This window comes from Brevundimonas naejangsanensis DSM 23858 (assembly GCF_000421705.1).
GTDB lineage: Bacteria > Pseudomonadota > Alphaproteobacteria > Caulobacterales > Caulobacteraceae > Brevundimonas > Brevundimonas naejangsanensis.
On the sequence record NZ_ATXN01000002.1, the window covers coordinates 99,600 to 114,666 of the forward strand.

Annotated in this window: 16 protein-coding genes; 10 read left to right on the plus strand and 6 right to left on the minus strand. The window is 65.1% G+C overall.

The window, feature by feature from the left end; translation table 11 throughout:
• Window positions 1–39: 39 nt before the first annotated feature.
• Together H556_RS0100685 and H556_RS0100690 are read right to left on the minus strand one after the other, a co-directional pair.
• Window positions 40–1,509, minus strand: coding sequence for an aldehyde dehydrogenase family protein (locus tag H556_RS0100685; RefSeq protein WP_024352606.1), 1,470 nt, complete (start codon window positions 1,507–1,509; stop codon window positions 40–42).
• A 59-nt stretch (window positions 1,510–1,568) separates the two neighbouring features.
• Window positions 1,569–2,372: a GntR family transcriptional regulator gene (locus tag H556_RS0100690; RefSeq protein WP_051130192.1), complete on the minus strand. Its 804-nt coding sequence runs from the start codon at window positions 2,370–2,372 to the stop codon at window positions 1,569–1,571.
• 88 nt (window positions 2,373–2,460) lie between these two features.
• Here H556_RS0100690 and H556_RS0100695 point away from each other — a divergent pair, with 88 nt between their 5' ends.
• Both H556_RS0100695 and H556_RS0100700 read left to right on the plus strand, forming a co-directional pair.
• The gene (locus H556_RS0100695) at window positions 2,461–3,507 is read left to right on the plus strand and encodes a nitrilase-related carbon-nitrogen hydrolase (RefSeq protein WP_051130193.1); all 1,047 of its coding nucleotides are present in this window, start codon (window positions 2,461–2,463) and stop codon (window positions 3,505–3,507) included.
• 52 nt (window positions 3,508–3,559) lie between these two features.
• Window positions 3,560–4,813: an MFS transporter gene (locus H556_RS0100700; protein ID WP_024352609.1), complete on the plus strand. Its 1,254-nt coding sequence runs from the start codon at window positions 3,560–3,562 to the stop codon at window positions 4,811–4,813.
• On the opposite strand, the gene H556_RS0100705 is transcribed toward H556_RS0100700, so the two are convergent.
• The 3 genes from H556_RS0100705 to H556_RS0100715 are packed head-to-tail and all read right to left on the minus strand — an operon-like array spanning window position 4,804 to window position 7,279.
• Complete coding sequence (locus H556_RS0100705; protein ID WP_024352610.1) at window positions 4,804–5,691, minus strand: hypothetical protein; 888 nt, start codon at window positions 5,689–5,691, stop codon at window positions 4,804–4,806. The two genes, H556_RS0100700 and H556_RS0100705, sit on opposite strands and share 10 nt — an antisense overlap.
• A complete protein-coding gene (locus H556_RS0100710) occupies window positions 5,691–6,056 on the minus strand; it encodes a hypothetical protein (RefSeq protein ID WP_024352611.1) in 366 nt (121 codons plus the stop codon). The genes H556_RS0100705 and H556_RS0100710 overlap by 1 nt, the downstream gene beginning before the upstream one ends.
• Complete coding sequence (locus tag H556_RS0100715; RefSeq protein WP_024352612.1) at window positions 6,053–7,279, minus strand: class I SAM-dependent methyltransferase; 1,227 nt, start codon at window positions 7,277–7,279, stop codon at window positions 6,053–6,055. Before H556_RS0100715 ends, H556_RS0100710 begins: the two co-directional genes overlap by 4 nt.
• Before the next feature lie 99 nt (window positions 7,280–7,378).
• Between H556_RS0100715 and H556_RS0100720 the strand changes: the two genes are divergently transcribed.
• The 8 genes from H556_RS0100720 (at window position 7,379) to H556_RS0100755 (ending at window position 14,290) form a co-directional block, all read left to right on the plus strand.
• Window positions 7,379–7,690, plus strand: coding sequence for an REDY-like protein HapK (locus H556_RS0100720; RefSeq protein ID WP_024352613.1), 312 nt, complete (start codon window positions 7,379–7,381; stop codon window positions 7,688–7,690).
• Window positions 7,690–8,526, plus strand: a complete 837-nt coding sequence (locus H556_RS0100725; protein WP_024352614.1) for an SDR family NAD(P)-dependent oxidoreductase — start codon at window positions 7,690–7,692, stop codon at window positions 8,524–8,526. Before H556_RS0100720 ends, H556_RS0100725 begins: the two co-directional genes overlap by 1 nt.
• A complete protein-coding gene (locus tag H556_RS0100730) occupies window positions 8,526–9,437 on the plus strand; it encodes a polysaccharide deacetylase family protein (protein ID WP_024352615.1) in 912 nt (303 codons plus the stop codon). The genes H556_RS0100725 and H556_RS0100730 overlap by 1 nt, the downstream gene beginning before the upstream one ends.
• A 70-nt stretch (window positions 9,438–9,507) precedes the next feature.
• Complete coding sequence (locus H556_RS0100735; protein WP_029673093.1) at window positions 9,508–10,311, plus strand: HpcH/HpaI aldolase/citrate lyase family protein; 804 nt, start codon at window positions 9,508–9,510, stop codon at window positions 10,309–10,311.
• Window positions 10,312–10,321: 10 nt separating this feature from the next.
• Window positions 10,322–10,843 (plus strand): MaoC family dehydratase, encoded by a 522-nt coding sequence (locus H556_RS0100740; RefSeq protein ID WP_024352617.1) that lies wholly within the window; start codon window positions 10,322–10,324, stop codon window positions 10,841–10,843.
• Window positions 10,843–12,030 (plus strand): acyl-CoA dehydrogenase family protein, encoded by a 1,188-nt coding sequence (locus H556_RS0100745; RefSeq protein ID WP_024352618.1) that lies wholly within the window; start codon window positions 10,843–10,845, stop codon window positions 12,028–12,030. The genes H556_RS0100740 and H556_RS0100745 overlap by 1 nt, the downstream gene beginning before the upstream one ends.
• On the plus strand, window positions 12,030–13,181 hold the full coding sequence (locus tag H556_RS0100750) for a CaiB/BaiF CoA transferase family protein (RefSeq protein WP_024352619.1): 1,152 nt from the start codon (window positions 12,030–12,032) through the stop codon (window positions 13,179–13,181). Before H556_RS0100745 ends, H556_RS0100750 begins: the two co-directional genes overlap by 1 nt.
• Window positions 13,181–14,290 carry a CaiB/BaiF CoA transferase family protein gene (locus H556_RS0100755; RefSeq protein WP_024352620.1) on the plus strand — a complete coding sequence of 370 codons (1,110 nt, stop codon included), beginning with the start codon at window positions 13,181–13,183 and terminating at the stop codon, window positions 14,288–14,290. Before H556_RS0100750 ends, H556_RS0100755 begins: the two co-directional genes overlap by 1 nt.
• A 23-nt stretch (window positions 14,291–14,313) precedes the next feature.
• Here H556_RS0100755 and H556_RS0100760 read toward each other — a convergent pair whose 3' ends face one another.
• Window positions 14,314–15,030 (minus strand): GntR family transcriptional regulator, encoded by a 717-nt coding sequence (locus H556_RS0100760; protein WP_024352621.1) that lies wholly within the window; start codon window positions 15,028–15,030, stop codon window positions 14,314–14,316.
• Window positions 15,031–15,067 lie beyond the last annotated feature (37 nt).

Below are 15,067 nucleotides of genomic sequence, written 5' to 3' on the forward strand. Positions count from 1 at the left end.
AACGTTGCCGCCGCTGACCTGCCCAAGAGCATCGATCCTCTAGCGGTCCGGCTCCTCACGAAAGGCCGCCAGCGGCGCCGGGCGGGCCGTGTTGGCGATCAGGGCCTTGCGTCTCAGAAATCGTCCGAGGCCGTCGGCGCCCATGCGCGACGGGCCGAGGCCGGAAGCTTTGAAGCTTTGTTTGCCTGCTTCGTGGAAAAGGGCGGTCAGGGCGGCGTCGTTCAGGCTGATCGCGCCGACTTCCAAGCGCCGCCCGATCTCTTCGGCCTTATCCAGATCAGGAGCGAAGACGGCGCCGGAAAGGCCGTAATCGCTGTCGTTTGCCAGGTGCACGGCGTCATCCTCGTCGTCGAACGCCATAACAGGCAAGAGGGGCCCGAACGTTTCTTCACGCATCACGTCCATTGTGTGATCGACGTCGGCGATGACGGTCGGACGCAGCCATAGGCCGCCTCCGAGAGTCTCGACAGTTCCGCCGGTCAGGACGCGTGCGCCCTTGGCCTTGGCGTCGTCGATTTGCGCCTGGAGCACGGCGCCCTGCTTTTCGAAGATGAGCGGGCCGATGTCGCCGCTCGTGATGTCCGGATGGTTCAGCCGTACTGCGGCGGCTTTGGCGACCAGGCGCTCCAGAAAATCGTCGTAGATGGTTCGCGCCACATAGAGGCGCTCGATGGACTGGCAGGCCTGGCCGGTGGACAGGACGCAGCCGCGCAGGGCCGCGTCGGTCGCGGCGTCCAGATCTGAGCCCTCCAGGACGATCATCGGATCTTTTCCGCCGAGCTCCAGAAAGGCTGGGATCAAGCGCTGAGCGGCCTGGACGGCCACCTTTCGGCCGGTGGACACCGAACCGGTGAAGCAGACGCAGTCGACCTGAGCCGCCAGGGCCTGACCGGTTTCGCCGCCGCCCAGAACAAAGCCGAACACCTCGCCAAGGCCGGGCGTCGCGGCGACGGCTTCCATCACCGGGCCGACGAAGCGCGGCGTTACTTCAGAAGGCTTGACCAAAACGGCGCATCCCGCGGCGAGCGCGGGCAGGGCGTCGATCATCGACAGCAGGAACGGGAAGTTCCAGGGACTGATGACGCCGACGAGGCCGTAAGGCGTCCACTGGCTGGTATGCCGGATATGCGGCGCGGCGAGGCCGTGTCGCCATTCCATTTGTCCGAATGATTGAGCGGCGTGGCGTACACCCGCCAGCATGCCGTCGATAACGCCGGCCTCTATTCCCGCGATCCGGCGTCGGCCAGTGTCAGCCTCAAGCGCCTGAGTCAGGGCGGGGCGGCGCAGCGCCAGTTCCTCGGCGAAACGGGAGAGCGTTTCAAGGCGGGCCGGAAAGTCCAGTTTCGCCCATGAAATCTGGCCTTCTCTCAGCCGTTCAGCGATCTTTCGTACGTCGTCGGACGAAGCCTGACGGATGACTTCGTCGCGATGGCCGGTCCTTGGGTTGCGGATGGCAAGGTCGGTCGCTGGGTGCGGAAAAGGCTTCTGGGCCTCGGGAATACGGCTCATGGCTGCGCCTTCAAATGACATATTCCTATATCATTTGAACTGTGTCAGGATTGCAAGCGTCAGTTATCGGCTTTCCCGCCCTCATTGGCGGCGGGGGGTTTTCTGCGGTGGGTCTTGACGTGATATTGAAAGCGGTCAGAGCGATAGTGGGAGTGGATGAGCTGCACCGGCCGTCCGTTCACGTCGCGCATGACACGCTCGACCTTCAGCAGCGGCGCGCCCAGAGCCACGCCCAGAGCGGAAGCCACCTGCGGCTCAGCAGCAACCGCCGTAATCGACTGCTCCGCATCAAACACCGCCGCCCCGCTGCGTTCCAGCAGAACCAGCAGAGAGGTCGTGGCCATGTCCCTGACCGAAAAACGGTCGGCGATCTCGCCGGGAATGTGCGTCACCAGGTGCGAGAAAGGCTCTCCCTGCAGCTTGCGACGCCGCACGGCGCGCTGCAGTCGCGTCCCGACAGGCACCTCCAGGGCGTCCGCCGTCAGGGCGTCGGCGGGCATGTCGGTGACGTCCAGCACCTCGATCTCCGTCTCCAGTCCCATGATCCGCAGGCTTTCCAGCAGATTGTCGAACGAGCCCTTCACCACCGGCACGGCTGCAGCGTTGGTGACGATGGTGCCCCGGCCGCGATGGCGGTTCAGCAGGCCATCGGCGGCCAGTTCGTTCAGGGCGCGCTTCACCGTGATCCGAGACACGTTGAAAATCTTGGCCATGTGCTGCTCGCCAGGCAGCAGGGCGTTGGCGGGAATGGCGCCCGACCGGATCTGCTCGCGCAGCACCAGATAGATCTGGTGATACAGCGGGGTCGGCAGGCTCTCATCCAACTGGGGCGTAGAGGGGAAGGGCCAGGCGTCGCCGGTCATCGTGAAGCTTTCTTGCGGTTGAAAGGATCATGGCGTCGCATGACGCGCCTTTAATTATATCAATATGACAGATTGGTCTGAAACTTCTATGTCAATTCCCGAACCCTACATCGCCCTGGCCCTACAGACGGTCTGCGACGCCGTGAACGCGGATCAGACGGTCGAGACAGCGCGCGAACGCATGGCCCGCTCTCTGGAGCGCATCCGGATGCAGATTCTGGGCTCCAAACGGTTCATCGGCGCCGATGTGCGGCTCGTGGTTCTGCCGGAATATTTTCTGACGGGTTTCCCGATGGGCGAGCCGGCGGCGCTCTGGGCGAAAAAGGCGGCGCTGGAAATCGACGGCCCCGAGTATCAGGCCCTGGGCCGGATCGCGGCGGAGGCCGACGTCTTCATCGGCGGCAACGCCTATGAGCGCGATCCGCATTTCCCCGGCCTCTATTTCCAGACCTCGTTCGTCGTCGCGCCCTCGGGCGAAACGGTGCTGCGCAACCGGCGTCTGGTGTCGATGTTCGCGCCCAGCCCCTATGACGTCTACGACCGCTATGTGGAGGTCTACGGCAAGGACGCCCTCTTCCCGGTCGTCGATACCGAGATCGGGCGGCTGGCGGCCATTTCGTCGGAAGAGATTCTCTACCCCGAAATCGCGCGCGCTCTGGCTCTTCGCGGGGCCGAGGTGATCATTCATCCGACCAGCGAGGCGGCTTCGCCGATACCCAGCCCCAAGAACATCGCCAAACAGGCGCGGGCGATCGAAAATCTGGCCTATGTGGTGTCGGCCAACAGCGCCGGCATCGACGGCATTTCCATCCCGCGCGCCTCGACCGACGGCAGTTCCAAGGTCATCGACTATCGCGGTCTGGTGCTGGCCGAGGCGGGCTATGGCGAGAGCATGACGGGCTACGCCGAAATCGATATCGCAGGGCTGCGCCGTTACCGTCGTCGTCCCGGCATGGCGAACATCCTGTCGCGTCAGCCGATGGAATTATGGCGAGAGGCCTATGAAGGCTTCGACATTCAGCCGCGCAACAGCCTGCTGGACGATGGAGGCGCGCCGATCACGCCGACGCCTCCATTCTACGCCGAGCGTCAACGCAAGGTGATCCAGAAACTTGTCGACAAGGGCGCCGTCTAGAAGCGTCCGTCGAACAAAGCAGAAGCCGAAAGAAAAACAGGGAAGAGGCGAAATGAACGAGAAGGCGAGCGGATACGGCGAATTCCGCCAGGGGTGGCCAGTAGTGGTCGCCGCCATGCTGGGGATCGGATTGGGGCTGTCGCCCGTCCCCCTTTATACGACCGGCGCGCTGGCGCCCCACCTGGCCCAGGCCTTTGGCTGGGGCTTCGGACAGATCATGGCCGGGCTGACGGTCATGACCTTGACGGTATTGCTGGCGGCGCCTGTGGTCGGGATGCTGGCGGACCGGTTCGGCGTTCGACTGGTGGCGCTGATCTCGGTCGTGCTGTTCGGCTTCAGCTTCATGGGTTTCGCCCTGTCGAACGGCTCGCTGGTCCTCTACTACGCCACCTGGGCCGTCATGGCCGTGGCGGGGGCGGGGACGCTGCCCATCACCTGGACGCGGGCCGTCAATAACTGGTTCGAGGCGCGCAAGGGCCTGGCCCTGGGCGTGGCGTTGTTGGGAACCGGCCTGTTCGGCTTCCTGGTCAAGCCGCTGACGGCCTGGCTGGTGGCTGAGTTCGGTTGGCGCGGCGCCTATGTGGCGATCGGCGCGCTGCCTCTGATCCTGGCGCTGCCGATCGGTTATTTCTGGTTCAAGGACAAGGGCGCCGCCGCCGGTGAAAGCGTCGCCGAGCGGCGCGCACGTCAGGCGGCCTTGTCCGAGAGCACGCCGGGGCTGACGTTCGGCCAGACCCTGCGTGAATGGCGCTTCTGGCTGCTGGGCGCAGCCTTCCTGCTGGTCAGCTTCGCCGTCGGCGGCTCGATCCCGAACATGGAGAAAATCCTGGGGCAGGCCGGTTTCGGCGCCTCGGACATCGTCTGGCTGGCCTCGCTGATCGGGCTGTCGGTGATCATAGGGCGTATCCTGGGCGGCTGGCTGATCGACCGCTTCTGGGCGCCGGGCGTGGCCTTTATCTTCCTGGCTATTCCCGCCCTGGCCTATTGGCACCTGGCGGCGGGCGGAACGGATGTGACGGTGACGGCGCTGTCGATCTTCGTCATCGGTTTTGCGGCGGGTCTGGAATACGACCTGATGGCTTTCCTGGTCGCGCGCTACTTCGGAATGAAGGGCTATGGCGGCATCTATGGCGCCCTCTATGGCTTCTTCGCCCTGGGCGCCGGGTTCGGGCCGGTGGTGTTCGGCGCAGGCTTCGACAAGAGCGGTTCCTATGCAAGGCCTCTACACGTCTCGGCGGTGCTGCTGCTGATCTCGGCGGTGCTGCTGCTGCTGATGGGGCGTTATCGTCGGTTCGATCAGACCTGAACCAGCTCGATCAGGGTTTCGTCGGGGCCGATCACGGTCCCGACAGCCTTGCCTTCGTAGATCGCGCCTTCACGCACGCTCGGGGCGCAGAACCACGGCGCACCCACGGCCTTCAGGTCGGGATGGACGAAGGTGGTCATGGCCACGCCGGGAAACAGCTTGCCCTGGCCACGCGGCCGCTGAACGGCGGCTTCCGGGTATTGATCCAACTCCAGGAAGCCGTCGCTGTCATGCAGGGCCATAGCGATGGGGTGCTTGCGCTCGACAGGCAGGTCAAAAGCCTTGGCCAGCATGGTGTAGGTGATCGTCATCGTGGGCGTCGTCTTCGCGCCAAGGACGGCTTCGATCCAGCTCTTGGAGGCTTCCAGGTCCGAGCAGGCCAGGACCATGATAAAGATCCGGTCGATCAGGCTGCGCGCACGCGGCAGGCGCATCCCCGGCGGGTCGTCCTCGATCTGCGTCAGATAGACGATCTCGCCATCCGGGCCGCGCACCTGCATGGCGTGGATCATGGGCATGCCGTCCAGACGGCGCGGCGGCCCGATCACTTCGAACGGACAGCCCGGCTGCTGCATCCGGTCATGCACGGCAAGAACGTCTGAGACGCAGATCTCGGTCGCCGCCCAGCCGAAGGATCGCAAGGGGCGATAGGACTGCGGCGCCTCTCCTTTGACGAAACGCAGGAAAAGCGGCGCGCCCGATTCCGGCCTGCAGACGACCTGAGGTTTTCCTTCGACAGCGGGCGCGCCCCAGCTGGCGGCCAGAGGAGCCTCGATGAAGCTGGTCTCTACCGTTTCATAACCCAGCCATTCGCCATAGCGGCGGGCGGCGCCCTGAGGGTCGGGCGTCGTCAGGGTCGCCGCGCGTAGCATCTGCATCAGGCGTCTTCCGAAAGCTCTGCGGCCACTTCCTCGGATCGGATGTCGCCCCTGGCGTCGGCCTTGATGGCCTCGCCTTCCTGTTGGACGTTGCGCAGGACGCGCACCAGGTATTCCTGCATCCACAGGCCTCGTTCGGCGGCCTGATCGGCGTCCGGACGGAAGGCGTTGATTTCGTCGCGCGTCATCACGCCCTTGGCTTCCAGTATCCGCTCCAGGGTGTCCATGCGCTGGCGGGCGACGGCCAGTTCCTGCACCGCAGCCATGGCGATGCCCAGAACCCGCTCGACCTCTTGTTCCATGAAGTAGGGGCGTTTGCCTGCGGGCTTGGCCGAGGCGACATCAAGAGCGAGGGGCAGGCTCATTTGCGGGCTCCGATGACGTGCCAGGCGGCCTTGCGGCCGAAATCTTCGCTATCGTCGTCTGCGGCGTCGGGGAACAACTCCCGGTCGACCACGGCGGTCACGCCGACATGCAGCAGGCGATCGCGCGCAAAGCCCGCCTCGACCAGCCAGCCGTCCAGATCGATCTCGTGCAGCGTGCTCCAGAAGGGCTCGTTGTTGTAGAAACAGTCCCAGTCGCGCATCGCCTGTTCGAACAGCGACATATCCGGCGTGTACTGCGGCTGTTCGACGTGCAGGACGAAGCCGTCGGGCGCCAGGACGCGATGGCTTTCGGCGAAGATCGCCTTCATCGAGGCGTAGGACAGTTCGTGCAGGAACATGGTCGTCTGCACCCAGTCGAAATGGCCGTCCGCCCAACGCGACAGATCCGAACCGTCAGCCTGAACGAAGGTGATGTTCTCGACGCCCAGCGACTTGGCCCGCGCCAGCCCATAGCGCAGCATGGGGGCGCCCACGTCGATGGCGATCACTTCCGCCTCGGGGAAGGCCTGGGCGATCGGCACGATGTTGTGCCCCAGGGTGCAGCCGATATCGAGGATGCGGCGCGGCTGGAAATCGGGATGGGTCTTCTTCATCCAGGCGGCCACGGCCTGACCGCCGCCGTCCAGATAGCGGCCCAGCATGCCGCCGGTGGTGGCGAAGATCCCGTGATCATAGCTGGCGGCGACGCTGACATCGCCCTCGAACAGTTCCGAATGATAGCTGCCGGGCATGCAGTGGTGATCGACCGCTGAAACATAGCGCGGGATCGGCAGGTCGGGGTTCAGTTGCAGCCGAGGGTCGCCTTCGGTCAGGTCACGGACCTTGGCGGCCAGGCTTTCGGCCTGACGCACGGCAGTCCAGCGACCAGCCTGCTGGCGCTGCTCCATCGTCAGGCGACGAAGGGCGGACCAGGTCTGGAACATGGGATCGGCGGTCAGCGCCTTGCGGACATCATGGCGCGACTTCGGTTGTCCGGATGTCTTGACCAGATTCGGCTCTACACGCTGCTCCCACGCCGTCTTCACGAACGGCATCACGCGGGTCGACAGGTGCCGATTCATCTGCGCCAGAAAGTTCAGCCGCGCGACCTCGTCGTGGTCCGTTTCCGGAAAGACGGCGTGGCGTCCGACGGCCTGATAGTCCGGCGGCCCGTCATAGGTCTGGGCCGGACCGGCGTTGGCGATGGAGGGGGAGGCGGTCATGCAAACCTCGCTTCCGGGCTTTCCCAAGCAAATGGTCTATGTTTATATCTTTATCTGACGCGGCGGCGCAAGGCTGCCGCCTGATAGGGGAGGACGTAGATGGCCGGCACCCGGATCATCGCCTATTTCAATCTGAAGCCTGGGGTGTCGGTCGCCGACTATGAAGCCTGGGCGCGATCGACGGACATTCCGACCGTGACGGGCCTTCCGTCCATCGAGCGATTCGAGGTGTTTCGCTCTACCGCCGTTCTCGGTTCGGATGCGCCGCCGCCCTATGCCTATTTCGAGATCATCGACGTGGCGGACATGGAGGCGTTCGGCCAGGACGTGGCCACGCCCCTGATGCAGAAGATCGCCGGCGACTTCCAGGGCATGGCCGATGTCGTCTTTGTTCTGACCGAGCGGCTCTGATGGGTCGCTTTACCGGCAAGGTTGCGGTCGTCACCGGATCGGGCCGCCGTCACGGTCTGGGTGAGGCCATCGCCGTCCGCCTGGCGTCAGAGGGGGCGGCGGTGGTGATTTCCGATATCGGCGCCTCGCGCGACGCCGCGACGCCCGGCGCCATGATCGGCGCCACCGAGGAGATGGAGGCCATCGCCGCTGATTTGCGCGCGTTGGGCGGGGCGGCCTCGACCTTCGCCTGCGACGTGCGTGATCCGGTTCAGGTTCAGGCCCTGGCCGACCATGCGGTCTCGGCGCACGGCGGCCTGGATATCTGGGTCAATAACGCAGGCATCGGCTACATCATGAAGCCCTTGCTTGAGGTGACGCCAGACGACTGGAGCGCTGTCATCGGCGTCAATCTGACCGGCGCCTTCTTCGGCCTTCAGGCGGCCGCCCGCGTGATGGCGGCGCAGAAAAAAGGCGGCCGCATCGTCAACATCGCCAGTCAGGCCGCCAAGTCCGGCTTTCCTCATGCTCAGGCCTATACAGCGTCAAAGCATGGCCTTGTCGGCCTTGTGCGCTCGGCCGCCATCGAACTGGGCCCGCTTGGGATCACCGTCAACAACGTCTGCCCGAACCACGTCACGACGGGGCTGGGCGCGTGGCAGAACGAGTATTTCGCCAAGGTTACCGGGGCGGATTCGGTCGAGGACTATCTGCAGAAGATGGCCGCGCGCATCCCGATGCAGCGCCCCGGCCTGACCCAGGACACCGCCAACGCCGTCGCCTTCCTCTGCTCTGAGGAGGCCGCCTACATCACCGCCGAGAGCCTCAACGTCTCGGGCGGAGAGGAGCCGCATTAATGAACCGCCCGCCCGCCACGCCCGCCCTCGCGCCGGAAGGTTTCACCTGGCCGAACGGCGCCAAGCTGGCCCTGTCCATCGTCGTCAATGTCGAGGAAGGCGCCGAGCAGAACATCCTTGACGGCGACCGGGGGCCGGAGCCCGTCGATGAACTGTCGGCCTCGCCCAAGCGGGCGATGCGCGTCCACGGCAATGAGAGCAACTACCAGTACGGCATCCGCGCCGGGGCGCCGCGGGTGCTGCGTGAACTGGACCGTGCGGGGGTCAAGGCGACCTGGACCGCAGCGGCCCTGGCGCTGGAACGCGCGCCCTGGCTGGCCGAGGCCATTGTCGCGCGCGGCGACGAGGTCTGCTGCCACGGCTGGCGTTGGGCGCACCAGTACTGGATGAAGGAAGAGGCCGAGCGCGACTATATCCGCAAGGGCCGCGACTCGCTGGTGCAGACGACCGGCAAGCGTCCGTCAGGCTGGCTGTCGCGCTATCTCCATACCGACATCACGCGGCGCCTGCTGGTGGAGGAGGGGTTCGCCTATCATATGGACGACTATTCCGACGACTTCCCCTATTGGGATCTGGTTGAGATGGCGGACGGGTCGAAGTCGCCGATGGTTGTGCTGCCCTACGCCATCGATTCCAACGACATGAAGTTCTGGCTGGCGCCGTCGCTGACGCCCCAGAATTGGACGGCCTACGCCATCGACACTTTCGACCAGTTGTACGACGAAGCGAATGAGTTGGGGGCTCGGTACATGAGCCTGGGCCTGCATCTGCGGATCATCGGCCGTCCCGGTCGGATCGGCGCCTTCAAGGCTTTTCTGGATCATGTGAAAACCCGGTCGGATGTCTGGATCGCCTCGCGCGAAGAGATCGCCGCCGCCTTCGCCGCCGCTGTTCCGCCGCCGTCAGTCTGAAGCCGTTTGAAACTGTTTGACCGGACAAATTCTGCCCCCTAGATTGTCCGGACAATTAAGTGTGAGTTCCATGATCCACCGTTCTCTTCTCTTCGTTCCCGGCGCCAGACCCGAGCGGTTTGAAAAGGCGCTGGCGGCAGGCGCCGACGTAACCTGTATCGACCTGGAGGACGGCACCCCGCCACAGTCCAAGGATGAGGCGAGGGCGGCGACGGCGGCCTTTGTCGCCACGCGCCCGGCGGCGGTGCGCATCAACGGCGTGGGGACGCCTTGGTTCGAGGCGGATGTCGAGGCCTTGAAGGGCGTTTCAGGCCTGACGCTGATCATGCTGCCCAAGGCCGAAAGCGCCGATCAGGTCGCCCTACTGTCGCAGAAGTTGGGGCCGGATCACGCTCCGCTCTGGGTCGTGATCGAGTCGGCCGAGGGCCTGAAGAACGCCTGGGACATCGCCGCCGCGCCGGGACTTCAGGGGGTGCTGTTCGGCGGCGCCGACTATTCGGTCGATATCGGTTCGGACATGGAATGGGACGCCCTGGCCTATGCGCGGGGACGACTGGTCGCAGCCTGCGCGCGGGCGGGGGTGCAGCTTCTGGACGTGCCCTTCCTCGATGTCCGCGATCCGGACGGGCTGATCGCAGCGACGCGCCGCGTGCGGGCTATGGGCTTTACCGGCCGCGCCTGCATCCATCCTGATCAGGTCAAGGGCGTGCACGAGGCTCTGACTCCCACGCCGGCCCAGGTCGACCACGCCAACAAGGTCATCGAGATTTTTAAGGCGGCCGAGGGCGGCCCGGCCCTGCTGAACGGCAAGCTGATCGATCTTCCCATTCTGAGGGCCGCCGAGCGCGTCCTCGACACCGCAAAAAGAAGCTGAGAGTCCAATCATGGTCCAGAACGTCAAACAGGTCGGCCCGCAACGCTATCGCGAGACCTTCGGCCGCTATTTCGAGGACTTCGTCGTCGGCGACGTCTATGAGCACCGCCCCGGAAAGACGGTGACGGAATACGACAACCACCTGTTCACCCTGCTGACGCTCAACACTCATCCGATGCATTTCGACGCCGAGTTCGCGGCCGCTTCGGAGTTCAAGAAGAACCTGGTGGTCAGTCCCTACACCCTGGCCCTGCTGATCGGCATGAGCGTGACAGACACCAGCCAGAAGGCCATCGCCAACCTGGGCATGGACGAGGTCAAGTTCACCGCCCCCGTCTTCGCCGGCGACACCATCTACGGCGAGAGCGAGGTGCTGGAGAAACGCGAGAGCAAGTCGCGTCCTGGCCAGGGCATCGTCACCATCAACACCATCGGCAAGAACCAGCGCGGGGAGGTCGTGTGCACTTTCAAGCGCAACCTGCTGATCCCCGCGCGCGGCAACGCCGTCGAGGACAAGGTGGGGCACTACTGATGAGCGAATCCCACATCACTGAGGCCGACGAACGCGCCATCCTGGACGCCATCGACAAGTGGCTGGAGCAGAAGGTCGCCCCCGTCGCCATGCAGCTGGAGCATGACGACGAGTATCCGGCGGAACTGGTTCAGGATATGATCGACCTGGGCCTGTTCGGGGCCCTGGTCGATCCGGAGTACGGCGGCCTAGGCCTGTCGGCGACGACCTATTCCCGCATCGTGGCGCGGATCAGCGAGGAGTGGATGAGCCTGACGGGCGTGTTCAACTCCCACCTGATGATGTGCATCGTGGTGCAGAAGTTCGGTACGCAGAAGCAGAAGGACTACTGGCTGCCGAAGTTCGCGGCCGGCGAACTGCGCGGCTGTCTGGGCCTGACCGAGCCGGACGCGGGCACCGACCTTCAGGGCATCCGCACCACGGCCCGCCGCGTGGGCGACAAATACGTCGTCAACGGCGCCAAGACCTGGATCACCAACGTCGTCAACGGCCACTGTCTGGCCCTGCTGGTGAAGACCGATCCCGACGCCAACCCCCGCTACAAGGGGATGAGCATGTTGATCACGCCCAAGATCGACCCGGAAACCCGCGCACATCTGCCGGGCGTGCAGGCGGGCCGCAAACTGCCCAAGCTGGGCTACAAGGGCGTCGATACCGGCGAGATCGCCTTTGACGGCTATGAGTGCGACGCCGAACTGTGCCTGATCGGCGGCGAGGAGGGGCAGGGCTTCTTCATGGCCACCGGCGGACTGGAGATCGGCCGCATCAACGTCGCCGCGCGCGGCGTCGGCGTAGCGCGTCGGGGCCTGAAGGAAGCCGTGCGCTACTCCCAGGAACGCAGGACGATGGGCAAGCCCATCTGCGAGCATCAGGCCATCCAGACCAAGCTGGGCGAGATGGCGACCAAGGTCCGCGCGTCCGAGCTTCTGGTCGAGGATGCGGCGCGTCTCTACGACCGTGGCGAGCGTGTGGACATGGAGGCCGGCATGGCCAAATTCTTCGCCTCCGAGACGGCGCTGGAAGTCGCCACCGAGGCCATGCGCATCCACGGCGCCTACGGCTATTCCAAGGAGTTCATGGTCGAGCGCCTGTATCGCGACGCCCCCCTGATGTGCATCGGCGAAGGCTCGAACGAGATCCAGCGCATCATCATCGCCAAGCAACTGATCGCCAGGAACAAGGTCTGATGAATCGTCCTCTGGAAGGCGTCCGCGTCGTCGCCGTCGAACAATATGGCGCAGGCCCCTACGGCACCCAACTGCTCAGCGAACTGGGCGCCGAGGTCATCAAGATCGAGGCGGTGTCGATGGGCGGCGACGTCAGTCGCGCCACGGGTCCCTTCTTCCTGGGCGAGAACGACAGCCACTTCTTCCAGACCTTCTCGCGCGGCAAGAAGTCGGTGACGATCGAGCTGAAGACGCCCGAGGGCCGGGCCGCCTTCGAGCGCCTAGTCGGCGCCGCCGACGCCGTAGTCAACAACCTGCGCGGCGATCAGCCCGCCAAGCTGAAGATCACCCATGACGACCTGAAGGCGATCAAGCCGTCGATCGTCTGCGGCCACCTGTCGGCCTACGGTCGCGACAACTCGCGCAAGACCTGGCCCGGCTACGACTATCTGATGCAGGCCGAGGCGGGGTTCATGAGCTTGACGGGCGAGCCAGACGGTCCTCCCATCCGGTTTGGCCTGTCGATGGTCGATTTCATGACCGGGTCGGTTTTTGCGCTGGGGGTCGTCTCGGCGATCCTGGGCGCGCGCCGGACGGGCGTGGGCTGCGACGTAGACGTGTCCCTGTTCGACGTGGCCCTGCACCAGACCTCCTATCCGGCGACCTGGGCCATGAACGAGGGTTATGAGATCGAGCGGATGCCGCGCGCGGCTCATCCTTCCATCGCTCCGTCGCAACTGGTTCGGACGGCCGACGGTTGGGCCATGCTGATGTGCCAGACGCCCAAATTCTGGGACGCCTTCTGCACCGTGGTCGAGCGTCCGGACCTGAAAGCCGACCAGCGCTTTATCGACATTCCGACGCGCCGACAGAACATCGAGGCCCTGACCGAGGCGCTGGACGCGGTGATGCAGACGAAGCCGACCGACGACTGGCTGACCCTTCTGGGCGGCCAGGTCCCCTTCGCACCCGTGCGCGGGCTGAAGGAGGCGCTGGACAACCCTTACGTCGCCGAGGTCGGTATGCGCGATGTGGTCGACCATCCGGAACGGCCGGAGGGGCTGCACCTGCTGGCCTGTCCGATCAAGATCGACGGTAGGCGAGCGTCGGGCGTGCGCGCCCCGTTGATGGGCGAGCACAACGCCGAACTGCTGGATGAAGGCGCGGCCTGATGAAGCTGGAAGGCGTCAAGGTTCTGGACCTGTCCCTGTTCCTGCCGGGACCGATGCTGACGCTGATGATGGCGGACCACGGCGCCGACGTGATCAAGATAGAACCGCCGGGCGAGGGCGAGCCGACGCGTCACATCGGCTACGTCAAGAACGGCGCTTCGGTCTGGTTCCGCAACACCCACAGGGGCAAGCGTAGCGTCGGTCTGAACCTGAAGACGCCCGAGGGTTTGGCCGCCTTCCACGCCCTGGCGGCCGAGGCGGACGTGATCGTCGAAGCTTTCCGTCCCGGCGTGGCTGATCGGCTGGGCGTCGGCTACGACGCCGTGCGCGCCTATAATTCCGGCGTCGTCTATTGCGCCATCAGCGCCTTTGGTCAGGACGGCGCCTATCGCGATCTGCCTGCGCATGATGTCGCGGTGCAGGCCCTGGCCGGCGTCGTCTCGCTCAACGAAGGACAGGACGGCAAGCCCGCCATGCCGCATATGCCGGTGGCCGACGCCTTCTCTTCGCTGGCCGCCCTGTCGGGCGTGCTGATGGCCCTGCTGCGGCGGACCACGACGGGACAGGGGGACTATCTCGACGTCTCCATGTACGACAGCACCCTGGCCTGGACGCCCAACGTCACGGGCCGCATTTTCGCGACGGGTCAGGCGCACAATCCCAAGGACGAGCGGTCCTGGGGCGGCGCAGCCTTCTACAACCTCTATGAATGCGCCGATGGCCAGTGGATCGTTCTGGGCGGCTCAGAGCTGAAGTTCGCCACGAACCTGCTGACGGCGCTGGACCGGCCTGATCTGATCGCGGTCGCGGCCCTGCCGCCCGGCCCGGAACAGGAGCCCTTGCGGGCCTTTCTGCGCGAGACCTTCATCGCCCGGACGCGGACGGATTGGGAGAACTGGTTCAAGGGGCGCGACGTCTGCTTCGCGCCGGTTCGTACCCTGAAAGAAGCCTTCGTTGATCCCGCGACGGCCCAGCGCGGCATGTTCGGCGTGGATGCTGACGGCGATGAGGTGGTGGGTACGCCGCTGCGATTCCGGAACGAGCCGGCACGCATCGACGCGCGCCTGCCTGGCGAGCCTGCGAAGCCTGATGCGGTTTTCTGGCGATGAAGGGCGGTGTCGGCCTTAGTGGATCAGGCGTCGCGTCTGTAGCTCATGGCGTAGACGAAGCGGGCGCCGGGGTGGGTCGTATCCGACGCCAGCATCAGGGCGTCGTCGCGGTCATAGTAGCGACGAAGGGTCTGCAGGGCGGCCCCGCCGCGCTCGGCCTTCAGGATGCGTCCCTGTTCGGCGTCCAGCGGCAGGGCCACGATCTCCTGTTCGATCCGATGGACTGTGACGCCGAAATCCTGTGCGATCAGTTCGTGCAGGGCGCCGTCCCAATCACGCAGTCGGGTGGCGATGTCTGCATAGGCGGGGGCGACGTAGATCTGGGACAGGGCGACCGGCTTGCCTTCGTTGCGCCGCAGCCCGGAAACGATGAGCCAGGCGTCGTCGGACTTCACGTCCAGCCGCTTCTGTTCGTCGGCGTCCAGACGGCGCAGTCCCGCGCTGCGGATTTCCAGGCGGGCTTCGCGTGCGTACTGCATAAGCTCCGTCACGCCTCCCAGAGGCTGGACAAAGGCTGGGGAGCCGCGCGTACGAAGAACGGTGGTGCCGACGCCCCGGCGGCGCTCGACCAGTCCTTCTTCCAGCAACAGGCGCAAGGCGTCGCGGGCGGTATGGCGGGATACGTCGTGCAGCTCGCACAGCTCATATTCGGGCGGCAGCTGGCTGCCGACGGGATAACGGCCCGCAACAATGTCCGCTTTCAAGGAATCGGCCAGTTGGCGGTAGCGAGGTTGGCTCATGTCTGACCTTCGTGCGACGGAATCATCTTTTGGCATT

Coding starts and splice junctions, on each gene's coding strand:
- H556_RS0100685 (WP_024352606.1), bottom strand. CDS start 1,509: ATGAGCCGTATTCCCGAGGCCCAGAAGCCTTTTCCGCACCCAGCGACC.
- H556_RS0100690 (WP_051130192.1), bottom strand. CDS start 2,372: ATGACCGGCGACGCCTGGCCCTTCCCCTCTACGCCCCAGTTGGATGAG.
- H556_RS0100760 (WP_024352621.1), bottom strand. CDS start 15,030: ATGAGCCAACCTCGCTACCGCCAACTGGCCGATTCCTTGAAAGCGGAC.
- H556_RS0100715 (WP_024352612.1), bottom strand. CDS start 7,279: ATGACCGCCTCCCCCTCCATCGCCAACGCCGGTCCGGCCCAGACCTAT.
- H556_RS0100720 (WP_024352613.1), top strand. CDS start 7,379: ATGGCCGGCACCCGGATCATCGCCTATTTCAATCTGAAGCCTGGGGTG.
- H556_RS0100705 (WP_024352610.1), bottom strand. CDS start 5,691: ATGCAGATGCTACGCGCGGCGACCCTGACGACGCCCGACCCTCAGGGC.
- H556_RS0100695 (WP_051130193.1), top strand. CDS start 2,461: ATGTCAATTCCCGAACCCTACATCGCCCTGGCCCTACAGACGGTCTGC.
- H556_RS0100710 (WP_024352611.1), bottom strand. CDS start 6,056: ATGAGCCTGCCCCTCGCTCTTGATGTCGCCTCGGCCAAGCCCGCAGGC.
- H556_RS0100700 (WP_024352609.1), top strand. CDS start 3,560: ATGAACGAGAAGGCGAGCGGATACGGCGAATTCCGCCAGGGGTGGCCA.
- H556_RS0100745 (WP_024352618.1), top strand. CDS start 10,843: ATGAGCGAATCCCACATCACTGAGGCCGACGAACGCGCCATCCTGGAC.
- H556_RS0100755 (WP_024352620.1), top strand. CDS start 13,181: ATGAAGCTGGAAGGCGTCAAGGTTCTGGACCTGTCCCTGTTCCTGCCG.
- H556_RS0100730 (WP_024352615.1), top strand. CDS start 8,526: ATGAACCGCCCGCCCGCCACGCCCGCCCTCGCGCCGGAAGGTTTCACC.
- H556_RS0100735 (WP_029673093.1), top strand. CDS start 9,508: ATGATCCACCGTTCTCTTCTCTTCGTTCCCGGCGCCAGACCCGAGCGG.
- H556_RS0100750 (WP_024352619.1), top strand. CDS start 12,030: ATGAATCGTCCTCTGGAAGGCGTCCGCGTCGTCGCCGTCGAACAATAT.
- H556_RS0100725 (WP_024352614.1), top strand. CDS start 7,690: ATGGGTCGCTTTACCGGCAAGGTTGCGGTCGTCACCGGATCGGGCCGC.
- H556_RS0100740 (WP_024352617.1), top strand. CDS start 10,322: ATGGTCCAGAACGTCAAACAGGTCGGCCCGCAACGCTATCGCGAGACC.